The organism is Pseudomonas sp. JV449, from assembly GCF_032424295.1.
GTDB lineage: Bacteria > Pseudomonadota > Gammaproteobacteria > Pseudomonadales > Pseudomonadaceae > Aquipseudomonas > Aquipseudomonas marginalis.
The window spans coordinates 93,047-107,246 of record NZ_VYKD01000033.1 but is presented as its reverse complement, the minus strand read 5'-3'; the positions used below and the strand labels follow the sequence as shown (position 1 = coordinate 107,246).

17 protein-coding genes and 2 pseudogenes are annotated in these 14,200 nt (G+C 58.7%); 11 read left to right on the top strand and 8 right to left on the bottom strand.

The annotated features are described in order from the left end of the window. Nucleotides 1–70 precede the first annotated feature (70 nt). The 4 genes and pseudogenes from ispA to F6S08_RS28640 form a co-directional block, all read right to left on the bottom strand. Complete coding sequence (gene ispA / locus F6S08_RS28655) at nt 71–958, bottom strand: (2E,6E)-farnesyl diphosphate synthase (RefSeq protein ID WP_065924900.1); 888 nt, start codon at nt 956–958, stop codon at nt 71–73. Further along, complete coding sequence (locus F6S08_RS28650; protein ID WP_003176346.1) at nt 955–1,197, bottom strand: exodeoxyribonuclease VII small subunit; 243 nt, start codon at nt 1,195–1,197, stop codon at nt 955–957. Before F6S08_RS28650 ends, ispA begins: the two co-directional genes overlap by 4 nt. 74 nt (nt 1,198–1,271) lie before the next feature. After that, on the bottom strand, nt 1,272–2,411 hold the full coding sequence (locus F6S08_RS28645) for a Fic family protein (RefSeq protein WP_065946583.1): 1,140 nt from the start codon (nt 2,409–2,411) through the stop codon (nt 1,272–1,274). Between the two features lie 408 nt (nt 2,412–2,819). After that, nucleotides 2,820–2,990 (bottom strand): annotated as a pseudogene (locus tag F6S08_RS28640) (transposase domain-containing protein); the annotation flags it as partial. Here F6S08_RS28640 and F6S08_RS28635 point away from each other — a divergent pair. Next, nucleotides 2,973–3,854: pseudogene (locus tag F6S08_RS28635) on the top strand (YhcG family protein); the annotation flags it as partial. The pseudogenes F6S08_RS28640 and F6S08_RS28635 sit on opposite strands and share 18 nt — an antisense overlap. Before the next feature lie 48 nt (nt 3,855–3,902). On the opposite strand, the gene ycaC reads toward F6S08_RS28635, so the two are convergent. Next, nucleotides 3,903–4,535, bottom strand: a complete 633-nt coding sequence (ycaC, locus tag F6S08_RS28630) for an isochorismate family cysteine hydrolase YcaC (RefSeq protein ID WP_027605204.1) — start codon at nt 4,533–4,535, stop codon at nt 3,903–3,905. On the opposite strand from ycaC, the gene F6S08_RS28625 reads away from it, so the two are divergent. From F6S08_RS28625 to F6S08_RS28580, 10 genes are all read left to right on the top strand, one after another. Next, nucleotides 4,534–4,734: a hypothetical protein gene (locus F6S08_RS28625; protein WP_137211982.1), complete on the top strand. Its 201-nt coding sequence runs from the start codon at nt 4,534–4,536 to the stop codon at nt 4,732–4,734. The two genes, ycaC and F6S08_RS28625, sit on opposite strands and share 2 nt — an antisense overlap. A gap of 170 nt (nt 4,735–4,904) precedes the next feature. Next, nucleotides 4,905–5,486: a YjfI family protein gene (locus tag F6S08_RS28620; RefSeq protein WP_027605205.1), complete on the top strand. Its 582-nt coding sequence runs from the start codon at nt 4,905–4,907 to the stop codon at nt 5,484–5,486. 17 nt (nt 5,487–5,503) lie between these two features. Continuing rightward, on the top strand, nt 5,504–6,202 hold the full coding sequence (locus F6S08_RS28615) for a PspA/IM30 family protein (protein ID WP_027605206.1): 699 nt from the start codon (nt 5,504–5,506) through the stop codon (nt 6,200–6,202). A gap of 57 nt (nt 6,203–6,259) precedes the next feature. Further along, nucleotides 6,260–6,820 carry a rhomboid family intramembrane serine protease gene (locus F6S08_RS28610; RefSeq protein WP_065924898.1) on the top strand — a complete coding sequence of 187 codons (561 nt, stop codon included), beginning with the start codon at nt 6,260–6,262 and terminating at the stop codon, nt 6,818–6,820. Nucleotides 6,821–6,853: 33 nt separating this feature from the next. After that, nucleotides 6,854–7,888 (top strand): ion channel, encoded by a 1,035-nt coding sequence (locus F6S08_RS28605; protein ID WP_065924897.1) that lies wholly within the window; start codon nt 6,854–6,856, stop codon nt 7,886–7,888. Further along, nucleotides 7,875–8,546, top strand: a complete 672-nt coding sequence (locus F6S08_RS28600) for a DUF2491 family protein (protein WP_065924896.1) — start codon at nt 7,875–7,877, stop codon at nt 8,544–8,546. Before F6S08_RS28605 ends, F6S08_RS28600 begins: the two co-directional genes overlap by 14 nt. Nucleotides 8,547–8,561: 15 nt before the next feature. After that, nucleotides 8,562–8,990 (top strand): DUF350 domain-containing protein, encoded by a 429-nt coding sequence (locus F6S08_RS28595; protein ID WP_027605210.1) that lies wholly within the window; start codon nt 8,562–8,564, stop codon nt 8,988–8,990. A gap of 18 nt (nt 8,991–9,008) precedes the next feature. Further along, on the top strand, nt 9,009–9,719 hold the full coding sequence (locus F6S08_RS28590; RefSeq protein ID WP_137211985.1) for a DUF1190 domain-containing protein: 711 nt from the start codon (nt 9,009–9,011) through the stop codon (nt 9,717–9,719). 12 nt (nt 9,720–9,731) lie between these two features. Beyond that, on the top strand, nt 9,732–10,889 hold the full coding sequence (locus F6S08_RS28585) for a glutathionylspermidine synthase family protein (RefSeq protein WP_065924894.1): 1,158 nt from the start codon (nt 9,732–9,734) through the stop codon (nt 10,887–10,889). A gap of 334 nt (nt 10,890–11,223) precedes the next feature. Further along, the gene (locus F6S08_RS28580; protein ID WP_065924893.1) at nt 11,224–11,460 is read left to right on the top strand and encodes a hypothetical protein; all 237 of its coding nucleotides are present in this window, start codon (nt 11,224–11,226) and stop codon (nt 11,458–11,460) included. A gap of 300 nt (nt 11,461–11,760) precedes the next feature. On the opposite strand, the gene F6S08_RS28575 is transcribed toward F6S08_RS28580, so the two are convergent. The 3 genes from F6S08_RS28575 to F6S08_RS28565 all read right to left on the bottom strand — a co-directional run bounded on the left by F6S08_RS28575 (nt 11,761) and on the right by F6S08_RS28565 (nt 14,200). Next, nucleotides 11,761–12,534: a helix-turn-helix transcriptional regulator gene (locus F6S08_RS28575; protein ID WP_027605213.1), complete on the bottom strand. Its 774-nt coding sequence runs from the start codon at nt 12,532–12,534 to the stop codon at nt 11,761–11,763. Between the two features lie 214 nt (nt 12,535–12,748). Continuing rightward, nucleotides 12,749–13,276, bottom strand: a complete 528-nt coding sequence (gene ppa, locus F6S08_RS28570; RefSeq protein WP_065924892.1) for an inorganic diphosphatase — start codon at nt 13,274–13,276, stop codon at nt 12,749–12,751. A 108-nt stretch (nt 13,277–13,384) separates the two neighbouring features. Then, nucleotides 13,385–14,200 (bottom strand): zinc-dependent peptidase, encoded by an 816-nt coding sequence (locus tag F6S08_RS28565; protein ID WP_065946578.1) that lies wholly within the window; start codon nt 14,198–14,200, stop codon nt 13,385–13,387.

Sequence of the window (14,200 nt, the reverse complement as noted above, 5' to 3'; positions counted from 1 at the left end):
CTCAAGCATCGCAAACTGCCCACGCAGAGCGCCGAACTTGGCCGATATGCGGTTGCAATGGCCGCCGTAATCAGTGGCGGCGTTCGACGATATACCGCGCCAGGTCACGCAGTGGCTCGGCCGCCGCGTCGAAAGGTCGCAGGGCGTCCAGCGCCTGGTCGCGTAGTTCCACGGCGTAGGCCTTGGCGGCTTGCAGCCCGAGCAGCGCAGGATAAGTCGGTTTGTCCCGTGCGATATCGGCGCCCTGGCGTTTGCCCAGGGTGGCGGTATCGCTTTCCACGTCGAGAATGTCGTCCTGCACCTGAAACGCCAGGCCAATGGCCCGGGAATAGGTCTGCAGCGCCGCCAATTGCGTGGCTTCGGCATGTCCGCTGGCCAGCGCGCCCAAGTGCACGGCGGCTTCGATCAGTGCGCCGGTCTTGTGGCGGTGCATGTGCTCAAGGGCTTTTTGATCCAGCTTGACGCTGACTGAACCCATGTCGATCGCCTGCCCGCCCACCATGCCCGCAGGGCCGGCAGCCAGGGCCAGTGCGGTGACCATGCGCAGGCGGATCTCGGCGTTGACGCTGCTCAGGCGTGGGTCCAGCAACGCGCTGAACGCCAGGCTCTGCAAGCCATCACCGGCGAGGATCGCATAGGCTTCATCAAAGGCTTTATGGGTGGTGGGCTGGCCGCGACGCAGATCGTCATCGTCCATCGCCGGCAAATCGTCGTGTACCAGGGAATAGGCGTGAATCAGCTCGACCGCACAGGCGGCACCGTTGGCCTGTTCGGCCGGCGCGCCCAGCGCTTCACAGGCCGCATACGCCAGCAACGGGCGCACGCGCTTGCCGCCATTCATCACGCTGTAGCGCATGGCTTCATACAGACGCTTCATTTCCGGGCTTGGCGCAACAAACAAGGGCTCCAGCGCCGCATTCACCCGGGCTTGGCTACTGGCCTGATACGCGTCGATCATTCCGGCTGTTCCGCGTCGAAAGGTTCTTCGGCCAACTCTCCGTCACGCTCCAGCAATACCTGGACCTTCTGCTCCGCCTGCGCCAACGCGCTCTGGCAGTCACGGGTCAGGCCGATGCCTTGCTCAAACGCCGTCAGCGAGTCCTCCAGCGACAACTCGCCGTTCTCCAGACGCTCGACCAATGTTTGCAGGTCGGCGAGCGATTGTTCGAAATCGAGTGCAACTTTTTTGCGGGCCATGGCGGCTATTCCGGTAGACGGTAAACCGGCGCGACACTAGCAGACATGGGGATTCTGGGCAAATGAGTGGGGCGTCACTCGCCCCCTGTATTGACCTGATAACGCGTGCTGCGGCCGCCTCCGGGGAGACGGACCAGGCAGTTTTTTTCCAGCAGGTCCGCCAGGTGTCGCGTCGCTGTCGCCTTGGAGACCTTGGCCACCGCCTGGTACTGCGCCGCGCTGATGCCGTGTTCGAAGCCCTTCTCACCACCGTCGAGCAGTCGATTGAGGACCTTGATCTGTTCAGCCGACAAAGGGAGGTCGCGGTGTTGCTGCCAGAACCGACTCTTTTCCAGCACCCGGTCAATCCGCCCCATGGCCTGCTGCACGCTGCGTAACAGGGTTTTAAGGAACCACTCCAGCCAGGCAGTGATATCCAGGGAGGCCTTCTGGCTGGATTCCAGCGCGTTGTAGTAGCCGGTGCGGTCTTCGAGGATGCTGGCTGACATGGCATAGAAACGGATGGCCTGGTGTTCACCCTGGGCCAGTGCCAAATCGGTGATAGCGCGTGTCAGGCGACCATTGCCGTCATCGAAGGGGTGCAGTGTGACAAACCAGAAGTGCGCGACGCCGGCGCGTACCAATGGGTCCAGTTCCGGCTGATCGCGGCTGGTTTCGAACCACTCCAGGAAATCCGCCAGTGCCTGCTCCAGTCCCAGACGTGGCGGGGCCTCGAAATGCACGGTCGGCCGATCAAGCCGGCCCGACACCACTTGCATCGGCTCATCTCCCCTCAAGGATCCAATATTGAGCGCTCGAGCGGCATAGCCCGCTTCCGGGGCCGGGAACAATAAGTGATGCCAGTTCAATAGGCGGGCGAGGGTAAACGGCTGGGTGAATTGTTGAGTGGCATCCATCATCAACTCGGCGAGGCCTTCGCTGCGGCGGCTTACCTGACCGTCTTCCATCGCTTCCAGGCCCATCCGCCTTGCCAGGGACGAGCGCACCGAGCCGACATTCAACTGCTCACCCTCAATCGCCGAGGACGTCAGGATATTTTGCAGCAGCGCATCCAGTTCATTCTGTGCGCTGACTGCCTGGCTGACGGAGCCGAGCATGCCCAACAACTTGCCCTGGGCTTGTCCGCACTCGCGCAGCAAAGCCGCGAAGCGACCGGGTTGCCAGTGGAAGTGAGGCCAGTCGGCGCGTTGCCAGATCCAGTGCGGATGAGCCATAGTGGGATGCCTGGGGTGCGTGAGCCGAATAAAGAGGTTATTCGGCTCATTTGGTGAGCCGATTGTGCTGCGGATTTGGCTCAGGGTCTAGTCTGGTGATCGGTGTTTTCTGTAGTTTTTGTGATGTGAAATTTTGACTTATGCCCCTAGACCATATGGCTATCAGCAACCATTAGAAGATTACCTATCTGGCATCTAACAGTGGAAGCGTGGTCATTTGTCGTTAGAATATCAAAGGCAATATTTTGGGGTCTCAGCCCGTAATTAGCTCGTAGCTGATTTTTTTGCGAACCTTTAGTGAGTTGTAATACTCGTTGTCCTAGACACCGGACACACAAGTTAATCCCAGCGAGCCTATCTATTGTATGCGATCCATAAACCCCACCTACCCAACAGTGGGTTAACGATTTACCGTGGCATTTCTGGCGAGCAGTTCCACGGCAGCAAGGCTTCATAATCTTCAAGCGACGAAGCCTGAGGCAGCCACGTATAGGGCTCCTGGCCGTTGACCTTGGCGGTCTCGACCAAGCTGTAGATCTTTGCGCTGGCGGCGGCGCCGTTGACGGTATCGCTCGCCAGGCCAAGCAGGGTTGGGGCAGCAAGGTTATTGAACGTCTTTCCCAGGATTTACGCGCAGCCTTCCCGAACATGAAGGGTTTTTCTCCACGTAATTTGAAGTACATGCGTGCTTTTGCCGAAGCTTGGCCGGATTCGGAATTTGTGCAAGAGGTGCTTGCACAATTGCCTTGGTATCACCAACTGGCGCTGCTGGACAAACTCCCTGGCCCCGAAACCCGTCGCTGGTACGTCGGCCAGGCAATTGAACACAACTGGTCGCGCAACACGCTGGTCATGCACATCGAAAACCGTTTGCTGGAGCGCAGTGGTAAAGCTGTCAGCAACTTCGAAATCCATCTGCCCAAACCTCAATCCGATCTGGCGCGTGAATCGCTGAAAGACCCTTACCGCTTTGACTTCCTCAGTCTGACCTTGGGTGCGCAGGAGCGCGATATTGAAAACGCCTTGATCAAGCACGTCACCGACTTTTTATTAGAGCTGGGTGCGGGTTTCGCTTTCGTTGGTCAGCAGGTGTTGCTGGATGTCGGCGGTGACGAGTTCTTCGTTGACCTGCTGTTCTATCACTTGAAGCTGCGCTGCTACGTCGTGATCGAGCTCAAGGCCGGCAAGTTCAAGCCCGAGCATCTGGGCAAGTTGAGTTTCTATCTCGCCGCCGTGGATGCCCAACTTAAGCATCCACAGGATGTCCCGACAATTGGTCTGCTGCTGTGCAAGAGCAAGAACGAAGTGGTAGCCGAATATGCGCTTCGCGATAACAACCGGCCCATAGGTGTGGCGCAGTATCAGTTGGTGGAGTCCTTGCCAGCGGAGCTGCAAACCAGTTTGCCGAGCATAGAGCAGATAGAGCGCGAGCTTGCCAAATAACAACAAAGCCTGCTTTTGAAGGCAGGCTTATCGCGAATCTCGGCTCACTTACTTCTGATGCGCCGTCAACGCCGCATATCCATTCATCAAGTTGCGATAGTTGGGAATGCGCTGGGACAAGAGATTGCCCAGGCCTTCGATATCGTTGCGCCAGTCGCGGTGCAGCTCACAGGCTACCGAGAACCAATTCATCAACTGCGCACCGGCCTGGGTCATCCGGCTCCACGCGGCCTGCTGCACCGTGGTATTGAACGTGCCGGAGGCATCGGTCACCACAAACACCTCAAACCCTTCCGCCAGTGCCGACAAGGTCGGGAACGCTACGCATACATCCGTGACCACGCCGGCGATGATGATCTGCTTGCGGCCGGTGGCTTTGATTGCCTTGACGAAGTCTTCGTTGTCCCAGGCATTGATCTGGCCGGGGCGGGCGATGTACGGCGCGTCCGGGAACATCTCTTTCAACTCCGGTACCAGCGGGCCGTTGGGGCCTTGTTCGAAGCTGGTGGTGAGGATGGTCGGCAGGTTGAAGAACTTGGCCAAGTCGGCCAGGGCCAGCACGTTGTTCTTGAACTCGTTGGGCGAGAAGTCCTGCACCAGGGAAATCAGGCCGGTCTGGTGGTCGACCAGCAGGACTACGGCGTCGTCTTTGTTCAAGCGGTTGTAGGTTGGAGTGCTCATGGTTGAATCCTTTTTTGTTCAGGTTGGTTGGGCGTTGCGTTCAACATGGGCACAGATTAATGGGTGGATGCTGGGGGATAAATCGGCTGGAATGGGTAATACCGTCAACTCAAAGGCGACAATTCATGGATTGTCAGTAGGACTGATCCTTTTAGCGGTCGGGAAAGTAAGTCAAAAAATCTCACGCGTGAGCTATTGAGTGTGGCAAAAAATGCCTGTAGATTTTCTCACGCGTGAGTTTTTCACAGCGAGGTCAGTACCATGGAAAGCAGCTCTCCATCGAGTCCGCCTAACGGGCCCGATACCGATTCAGCAAGCCTCAAGGGAGAGCGCTTGAAGCCGTCCGCCAAAAAGCCATCGAGCTTTTACATGAAGCAGATGCGTGCAGGCCTGGCGGCCGCCGGCTACGTGAAACACGAGACTTGGGTGCTTCCCGAAAACCGAAGCCTGCTCAAGCAGATGGAGAAACAGCTTCGCCAGCCGATTCTGGCTGGCTCATTCATGTCGGAGAATTTCATGAGCGCAGGTACCAACTGGAATATCGATCGCCTCTTCACCGCTCTTCAGGCCCTGGACGACGTGGTGTCCAAGGACATTACGCTTTCTCTGGTTCAAGGCTCCGAGTCCAGCATCAAGCTGGAAATGAACGACTTCGGTGGCCTGCCGATTTACATCGCGGTGGTGGGCGAGCAGATCATCGTTGACACCGTGCTGGTCGATGTCGAGTCCATCAACGATGTCGCTAAATTCAATGACGCGGTGTTGCGCAGCCGGGAAATGTTCCCGCTGTCCTCCATCGGCATCGAGTCCATGCCTAACGGGCAAGTGGTCTACAACATGTTCGGTGCATTGAGCTCCGACTCCAGCCTGACCAATATCGTCACCGAGGTGAAAACCCTGGTCGACAACGTGCAGCGCGCCAGCGAAGCCTTCGAACGTTTCTTCAATTAAGTATTCGGGAGTATCCAATGACTCAGTCCATCTGGAGCAAATTGTTCACCGCGCTGCGTGGCGGTGCCAACGAAGTCGGCGAATCGATCGTCGACCAACAGGCCCTGCGCATCCTCGATCAGGAAATCCGCGATGCCGATACCGCGCTGGCCAACGCCAAGCGTGAGCTGGTGAGCATCATGGCCAAGCACAAATTGGCGACTGATCGCGTCAATGAGTACGACGCCAAGATCAAGGACCTGGAGTCCAAGGCCGTAGCTGCCCTGCAGGCCAATCGTGAAGACCTCGCCCTGGAAGTGGCCGAAGCCATCTCGACCCTGACCAACGAGCGGGATGTCGAGCATAAGCAAGCCACCGAGTTCGGTGGCTATGCGGAAGGCATGCGCAAGGACATCACCAAGGCCGAAAGCCGGATCAAAAGCCTGCGTCAGCAAGTGGACATGGCCAAGGCGCGCGACAGCGTACAGAAGGCCCAGGTCAGCGCCTCCATCGCCAGCGGCGGTGCCAACGGCAAGCTGGAAACCGCCGTCGGTACGCTGAATCGTTTGCAGGCCAAGCAGCAGCAACGCGCCGCTGAACTGCAAGCCCAGGATGAACTGGCAGATGCATCGACCGGGACCGACCTGGAGCGCAAGCTGCGCGACGCCGGCATCACGCCGAACGAAGGCAGCGCCAATGCGATTCTGGAGCGTTTGAAGCAAAAATCGGCCGAGTAAGCAACGTCGCCGCAGGAAGGGCAGTGTCTGCCCTTCTTTTTTTACGTCGAGGTCAGGATGGGCGCCCTGAAGGGTTTCAAGACAATCGCAGGCCTGGCGCTGTTCATGGTCGCGCTGCAACTGCTCAATGCAGCGACCGGTTACAGCCTGATGACGTTCGGCCTGATCCCGAGAACGCTGCAGGGGCTGCCGGGCATCCTCACCTCACCGTTTTTGCACGGCTCGTTCGCCCACCTGAGCGCGAACCTGGTTGCCTTTTTGATCCTGGGCACCCTGGTGATTATCGAAGGGCTCAATCGGTTTGTGACCGTCAGCGCGATCATCATCCTGCTGGGCGGTTCGCTGGTCTGGCTGTTCGGTTTTGCGGGTGTGCACGTGGGGGCCAGCGGCTGGGTGTTCGGGTTGTGGGCCTACCTGTTGTCTCGCGCCTGGTTCCGCAGGAGCTGGAGCAACCTGATCACTGCCGGAGTGGTGGCGGTACTGTATGGCGGACTGGTCCTTGGCTTCCTGCCTCGCCAAGGCGTTTCCTTCGAAGGGCATCTGTTTGGTGCCTTCGCCGGATTTATTGCCGCCAAGGTACTTCTCTCTCAACCACGCAGCAGGTTTAATGCCGGCTGAACGCACTTGAGCACCCAGGGAGTCAGGGACGCAATGCCGATTTTTCTTTTGTTGCGCAGGTACGCCGCTTCCCTCTTTCACCGCTTCGGCTGGGCAGGCCTGGTCATCGCCTTGGGGGTACACCTGAGCACGGCTTATCTGGGCCTGGTGGTTCTGGGCGAACAACACCTCACCGCGCCCGCCACGTTCGTTTACTTCTATCTCACCACCACGCTGACCGTCGGCTATGGCGATCTATCGCCGCAGACCTCTTTGGGACGCTTGTTCGTGGCGACCTGGGTCATGCTCGGAGGCATTGCGCTGCTGACGGCAGCCATCGGCAAAACCACCAGCACTGTCATCGATGCATGGAGAAAAGGCATGAAGGGCAAAGGCGATTTCACCGGCAAAATCGGCCATACCGTGCTCATTGGCTGGGAGGGCGCGTCCAGTGAACGGGTCATCGAGTTGTTGCTGCAAGACGAAACCTCGAACGACAACCTGATCGTCATTTGCGATTGCACCCTCGAAGAAAACCCGATGCCGGGCAAGGCGGCCTTTATCCGGGGGGAGAGCTTGTCCTCCACAGCGCTGTTGCTGCGTGCCGGTGTGCCCGGTGCCGAGCGTGTGCTGGTGCGAACCCCGTCTGACGATCTGACGCTGGCCACCGTGCTGGCGGTGAATCAATTGAATCCGGTCGGGCATGTGGTCGCCCACTTCAATGCAAGTGAGATCGCCGCACTGGCCAGTTCCTACGCCCCCAGCCTGGAATGCACCTCAAGCATGGCTATCGAAATGCTGGTGCGCGCCTCTCAGGACCCGGGCTCGTCGGTGGTCATTAATGAGCTACTGTGCGTGGGGCAGGGGGCCACCCAATACTTGATGAGATTGCCCGAGGCGTTTGAAGCCACGTTCGGCGATCTGTACACCCAGATGAAAGAACGCCACAACGCCACCCTCATCGGCTATCGCGCCAAAGGTGCCCCGCAACCGTCGATCAACCCGCCCAGTGCCACGCGCGTTGAAGGCGGCGAGCTCTTCTACATTGCCTCCACCCGCCTCAAGGAAATCTCCAATGGGATGGTTTAAACAGTTGATGGGGCTTGAGGCCCCGCAAGCGAATACACACTCGAAAGGCGCCGCCGAACCGCTGCCGACCACCGGGCCGCTTGGCCTGGCGCCGGGCAAAGGCGTGATATTCGACACGACCCTGAAGTTGTTGCTCGAAGGGAAGACCACGGTGGTTATCCCCGGCTCCCAGGAAATCTGGAGTAACGGCACCGTTGACCTCGGGCAGTCGACCTGGCTGTCGCGCTACTACATGAACGACGAAGATTACTGGCTGCAGGTGCACACCACGGGCGACATCGCCGGGCAGGTCGAGTCTGTGATCCTGTTCAACTACCTGAGCTACGTCACTATCAGCAGCGAAGCTGAATTGCGCCGGCTGGCGGGGCCGCAGAGTCCGATCGGGTTGCCGACCTACACCCATAACGGCGTCGAATACGCGCGCGTGTGGGGCAGCGAGGCTGGCCAGACAGAATTGGTGGCCATGAGCGAGCAGGTGATAAACCCCGAGGACTCCTACAGCGTCGAACACCGCTCGATGCTATATGCCCGTGACACCGGCCTGACCGATCGACGGGAGTTTCTGCTGTTCTCTGTCGAAGAAGACGCTGAAGGCACTGTCAGCCTGAGCACCTCCCTGGGCATTTCACTGTACACAACCGACCTGAATGCGCTCTAAAAAAGGAAGAAATCCATGCTAGAAGCTCTCTCCATCTCCCTGAACAAAGCCGCCGTGCTCGGGTTTGTCACCTACATCCTGGGGGCTGCCGTGCTGTTTGCGCTGTTCCAGTTCATCTATACCCGCGTCACCCCGCACAAGGAATTCGAGCTGATCCGGGCGGGCAACGTTTCCGCAGCGGTCGCCCTGGGCGGTGCCATCGTCGGTTTCGCCATTCCGGCCAGCAACGTGATTGCCTATTCGATCAGCATCCTCGACTTCGTCGTCTGGGCGGTGATCGCAGCCGTCGTCCAACTGTTGGCGTTTCTGCTCACCAGTCTCGTGCTCAAGGGCACTTCCGAGCGCATCAAGAGAGGCGAGCTCGCAGCGGGCATCTATGTGGCGGCGGTGGCCATCAGCGTCGGCATGTTGAATGCCGCCTGCATGACACCTACCCAGAACTGATTGCGCACGGAGCTCCCGATGAAACGAAGCAAGTACGTCCAGCTTTCGCTGGCAGCGTCGGTCGCCATGGCGATATCCGGTTGTGGGCCGACGGAAAAAACCTACGATTTGCAGAAGAAGTACAACTTCCAGTCGGTGCAGCAATGCGCCGATGAAAAACTGCCGGTGGACGTCTGTTCGGACGCCTACATGACGGCCCTGGCCGAGCATCGCCGCATCGCCCCGGTATACGCCAGCCAGGCCGATTGCGATGCCGACTTTGTCGCCGGCTGGTGCCAGCTGGACTCCAATGGCCAGTTCATTCCCAAGCTGGGCGGTTTCGAACTGACCGCCGAAGGCCAGGTGACACAATCCCAGGTAGACGCGGCCAACGCCCAGGCGGGTAACGCTCAGGCAAGCGGCGGCTCCGGCTTCTCCACCAGCAGCCTGCTGACCGGTCTGCTGATCGGCAACATGCTGAGCAGCAATCGCAACAGCTACCGCTCTGAGCCCGTGTATCGCTATCGCGATGATCGCGGTGATTACGGCAACTCGACGCTCAATCAGCGCGTCTCCAATGGCGCGACGTTTGGCCGCTCGAATCAGGCCCGTTACGGCAGCAGCAATTACACCAACACGCTGCGCACCTCCAGCCAGTCGAGCTCCGTGGCGTCGGCCACCTCCCGTGGCGGCTTCGGCAGCAAGGCCAGCGCACGCAGCGGCTGGGGCGGTGGCGGGTCGAGCAGTTAAGGAAGCCGGGCCATGAAGAAAATCCATTGTGCAGAACGTCATGACTGGAAACAGACGGCTGAAAACCTCGGCTTTCTGTTCCATACCATCGACAACGAACCCTACTGGGACGAGCGCGCGTATTACCAGTTCACGCTCAAGCAAATCGAGCACGACCTCGAAGACCCGACCACCGAGATCCACGACATGTGCATGGACCTCGTCGCCCGCGTGGTCCAGAGCGAAGAGCTGCTCGAACGCCTGAGCATTCCCGCGCCCTTCTTCGACATGATCAAAACCTCATGGCTCGAAGGCCACCCGCACCTGTACGGGCGCATGGACTTCTCCTACAACGGCACCGGGCCCGCCAAGCTGCTGGAACTCAACTACGACACACCGACCAGCCTCTACGAGGCCGCGGCGTTCCAATGGGGTTGGCTCGAGCAATGCATCGAACGCGGCCTGCTGCCCAAGCATGCCGACCAGTTCAACAGCATCGACACCAAACTGCACCAGGCCTTCGCCCAACTGCAAATCAACCAGCCGTTCTACTTCGCCTCGATGAAAGACTCGGTCGAAGACAAAGGCACCACCGACTACCTGCGCCTCGTCGCGGAAAAAGTCGGCATCGAATCACGCCACATCGACATCGAAGACATCGGCCTGACCAGCGAAGGCCGCTTCGTCGACCTCCAGGACCGCTGGATTCCCCACCTGTTCAAACTGCACGCCTGGGAATTCATCTTCCACGAACCCTTCGGCGCCGCGATTGCCGAGAGCGACACCCAGTTTTTCGAGCCTGCGTGGAAATCCATCATTTCCAACAAAGGCATCCTGCCGCTGCTGTGGGAATTCAACAAAGGCCACCCGAATCTGCTCGCGGCCCACCTGGATACCGAACCGGGTAAAGCTGTGCCGAAGGGCTGGGTGCGCAAGCCATTCTTCTCGCGGGAAGGGGCGAACATCGAGCTGCAAACGGCCGATGGGCTGATTGTTAAGGAGGACGGGCCCTATACGGATGCGCCGTTTATTCTCCAGGAGTTTGCGCCGTTGCCGCGGTTTGGGGACAGCTACACGTTGATTGGGTCTTGGGTGATTGGGGACCAGGCGGCGGGGATTGGGGTGCGGGAGGATAATAGTTTGATTACCAAGGATTCGAGCCGGTTTTTGCCGCATTTGATATTGGATTGAGGCTGGAGCTTAAAGGGCCAGCAGGGCTGATCCCTTTCATTTGCAGGACGTTTCCGAGAGAATTCCAACTGCATTGCGCCAGCGGGAATGGTTGACTAGGCTGCGGATCGTCACTGCCTATTCAGTGATCGGGTTTAGTCGCCCTTACCTCGCTAGGCGCACGCCATCTCAAAGACAGGTGTCTTCTCATCTGCACTTTATGGTGGCTGTGCGCAGGGCACCCTCGGGTGCGCCGGTGCCTAGCGGCCGGTCGACTAACCTGCGTACAGCCGCCACCTCTGATTGTTTAGTCGCGAAAGGACGGTGGTAATCACTTACTGCTAGAGGTTTTGCTATGGATAACGTTATTTCGGATTCACAGTCTTCGCGTGCAACCAATCCATTTGTCGTAAATGAAGAGTTGAGCTTTGAGGATGCCTGGGTGCGTGTGGCTGAGTTGCTGCAGTGTGCGGTGGCGACTTCGCAAGTTCTTGGGGAGCCGGTGGCTGCACCGCAGAGGGCGGTGATGCATCTGGTGGAGATGGCGAAGATGGTGGCGGATCGGGCTGTGGAGTGCATGCGGCCCGCATAAGGCGACTGAGAGAAGGGCCGGATATGACAGCCCGCTTTTGATTACTCAATTGTCCAACAGCTGTTGGACAATTGAGTCTCGATACTTATCAGGCATTAAAAAGCCGGCTTGTGGCCGGCTTCTCTGTGATCGCCTCAGCTTGTTTTTGACAAACCTCAGCAGTCTTCAAATCGCTCAGCCCACATTGCGTCGGGCTGAATAGTAGGGGCATCTGCGGGAAATCCTCCGCATCGCCGAGCAGGGTGGATAGCGCAAAGCCACCCCCTGCCAAATGTGCGGCGCATGATACCCACATTCACTTCAGTTGCCCACCTCCGGATCCGATTTAGAGCCTTCCCAGCCCAATAAATGCTCATCCAGCGGCACCGGCGGCCTACGGTTATTCAACGTGGACCACCAGAACACCCACCCCACAATCTGGAAGTTCTGCTCAAACCGTTGCTCGTGGGTCAGGTATTCGTCCGGATGTTCACCGGCATTGTGGCTGCGCATGCGCAACCCACCTCCAGGGCGGTTGTAGAGGTATTTGATGCGGAGCATTCCGTCGTGTTCGACCGCGTAGATTTCACCGTCGATGATTTGGGTGCGGCCTTTGTCGATGGCGAGGGTGGCGCCTTGTTGGATGATGTCGATCATGCTGTTGTCGACCATGTAGGCGCCCAGCGCGCGGTCGGGGTTGACGTTGAGGGTTTCGAGGGTGTGCAGGGAGACGCGGATGCGTTCGGTTGAGGTGAAGGTGGGGTGGAGGGGGATTTCCACGTCGATTTTTTCCGGGCGGCAGGCGGGGCCTGTGAGGTATTTGCCAGTTTCTTCGCGGGCGGGGAGTCCTTTCCTGGTGCCGGGGCCTTCCAGCAGGAAGTTGGCCGGTGGGTGTTTGGGGCCTTCGCCGGTGCGTAGCCAACGGCTGGAGATGCACAGCAGTTCTGCGATCTCGTTGAGTCGGCCCATGGGTACACCGCGTTTGAACCAGTTGTTCACGTGTTGAGGCGTGACACCACGGTTCTTGGCGAAGTCGGAGGCGGAAAGATGAACTTCCCGTAATAGCGCTTTTAAGCGATCACCTGATGTATTCATAAACGCAGAGTTTACTGGCCGAGAAAACACATCAAATAAACCATGCGTTGAGTTAGGCCTGTAGGTTTTTGCTTAGTTGTGGCTTATTACTTCGGAATTCACAGATGATTAAACTAAGTTTATAAGATGTTGAACTTGTCGTTTAATTTTTCCCACAAAAAAAGCCCCAAGTAATCGGGGCTTTTTCAATTGCCGAGGCAATGAGTAGCCGGTATCAGCCTTTGTAGGCAGCGACCGACTTCATGATTTCGGCGCGGGCGGCGTCTGCGTTGCCCCAACCGTCGATCTTCACCCATTTGCCTTTTTCGAGGTCTTTGTAGTTCTCGAAGAAGTGCTTGATCTGTTCCAGCAGCAGTGGCGGCAGGTCGGTGTATTCCTTCACGTCCACGTACAGCTGGGACAGCTTGTCGTGTGGCACGGCGATCACTTTGGCATCGCCACCGCCGTCGTCGGTCATGTGCAGGATGCCGACCGGGCGAGCGCGGATGACCGAGCCTGGGGTAACCGGGTAAGGGGTTACGACCAGCACGTCGAGGGGGTCACCGTCGTCGGCCAGGGTGTTCGGGATAAAACCGTAGTTGGCCGGGTAGAACATCGGGGTGGCCATGAAACGGTCAACGAACAGGCAGTCGCTGTCTTTGTCGATTTCGTATTTGATCGGCGCGTGGTTGGCCGGAATCTCGATGGCGACGTAGATGTCGTTCGGCAGGTCTTTGCCAGCCGGAATCTTGCTGTAGCTCATTGGGCGTTGCCCCCGTAGTTGGCCATATGACATGGCCGGATTGGCCTAAAAGTGGCGGCGATTATAGGCATATTCTGACGGCGATGCCATGCGCCAGACGTCGTACGGTCATTCGCCTTGTGGCTGATAACGCGGGTCGTGCGCTTGCAGTTGGGTCAGGCGGGCCAAGGGATCCTGGCGGTAAAAGCGGCTGAGTTGGGCGTACACCTGTGGATAACTATTGACGAGTAAATCCGGGGCGCTGAAAAAATATTCGCTGGTGACCGCAAAGAACTCCGCCGGGTTTTCCGCCGCGTACGGGTCTATCTCCGTCTCGGCGTCGGGGTTGGCGTCCAGCTGGCGATTGAGGTCGTCATAAGCACCCTGCATCACGCTGGCCCACTCCTGCACGCGCATGTCGGGGTGCAGTGGCGGCAGGCCATTGGCGTCGCCGTTGAGCATGTCGAGTTTGTGGGCCAGTTCGTGGATCACCAGGTTGTAGCCTTCCCACTGACCGCTGGCCAGTACGCCGGGCCAGGCAAGAATCACCGGGCCTTGCTGCCAGGCTTCGCCGCTGTGTTCGCCGTCCCACTCGTGTTCGATGCCGCTGCTGTCGCGATGGCGCTGGGGGCTGAGGAAGTCGTCGGGGTACAGCACGATTTCATGGAAACCCTGGTACCAGTCGAGGTCGCCCAGGTTCATCAGCGGCAGTTGCGCCTGGGCGGCGAGCAGCAGGCGTTGTTCCTGGTGCAGCTCGACGCCGGGCAGGGCGGTGAGGTGTTTTTCGGCGAGGAACACCACGCAGGCTTCGCGCAGCCACTGGTCCTGCTCGGCACTGATGCCGTCGAGGAAGGTCAGGTGGTGGCGCACCCGCTGCCAGGTGTCATCGGCAATCGGGTGCTTGGCCAGCAGGCGTCGGCGCCGCCAGGCGCTGAGGGACCACAT

Coding starts and splice junctions, on each gene's coding strand:
- F6S08_RS28595 (WP_027605210.1), top strand. CDS start 8,562: ATGCTAGAAGCTCTCTCCATCTCCCTGAACAAAGCCGCCGTGCTCGGG.
- F6S08_RS28650 (WP_003176346.1), bottom strand. CDS start 1,197: ATGGCCCGCAAAAAAGTTGCACTCGATTTCGAACAATCGCTCGCCGAC.
- F6S08_RS28610 (WP_065924898.1), top strand. CDS start 6,260: ATGGGCGCCCTGAAGGGTTTCAAGACAATCGCAGGCCTGGCGCTGTTC.
- F6S08_RS28600 (WP_065924896.1), top strand. CDS start 7,875: ATGGGATGGTTTAAACAGTTGATGGGGCTTGAGGCCCCGCAAGCGAAT.
- ispA (WP_065924900.1), bottom strand. CDS start 958: ATGATCGACGCGTATCAGGCCAGTAGCCAAGCCCGGGTGAATGCGGCG.
- F6S08_RS28615 (WP_027605206.1), top strand. CDS start 5,504: ATGACTCAGTCCATCTGGAGCAAATTGTTCACCGCGCTGCGTGGCGGT.
- F6S08_RS28575 (WP_027605213.1), bottom strand. CDS start 12,534: ATGAATACATCAGGTGATCGCTTAAAAGCGCTATTACGGGAAGTTCAT.
- F6S08_RS28605 (WP_065924897.1), top strand. CDS start 6,854: ATGCCGATTTTTCTTTTGTTGCGCAGGTACGCCGCTTCCCTCTTTCAC.
- F6S08_RS28580 (WP_065924893.1), top strand. CDS start 11,224: ATGGATAACGTTATTTCGGATTCACAGTCTTCGCGTGCAACCAATCCA.
- F6S08_RS28565 (WP_065946578.1), bottom strand. CDS start 14,200: ATGTGGTCCCTCAGCGCCTGGCGGCGCCGACGCCTGCTGGCCAAGCAC.
- F6S08_RS28625 (WP_137211982.1), top strand. CDS start 4,534: ATGGTTGAATCCTTTTTTGTTCAGGTTGGTTGGGCGTTGCGTTCAACA.
- F6S08_RS28645 (WP_065946583.1), bottom strand. CDS start 2,411: ATGGCTCATCCGCACTGGATCTGGCAACGCGCCGACTGGCCTCACTTC.
- F6S08_RS28620 (WP_027605205.1), top strand. CDS start 4,905: ATGAAGCAGATGCGTGCAGGCCTGGCGGCCGCCGGCTACGTGAAACAC.
- ycaC (WP_027605204.1), bottom strand. CDS start 4,535: ATGAGCACTCCAACCTACAACCGCTTGAACAAAGACGACGCCGTAGTC.
- F6S08_RS28590 (WP_137211985.1), top strand. CDS start 9,009: ATGAAACGAAGCAAGTACGTCCAGCTTTCGCTGGCAGCGTCGGTCGCC.
- ppa (WP_065924892.1), bottom strand. CDS start 13,276: ATGAGCTACAGCAAGATTCCGGCTGGCAAAGACCTGCCGAACGACATC.
- F6S08_RS28585 (WP_065924894.1), top strand. CDS start 9,732: ATGAAGAAAATCCATTGTGCAGAACGTCATGACTGGAAACAGACGGCT.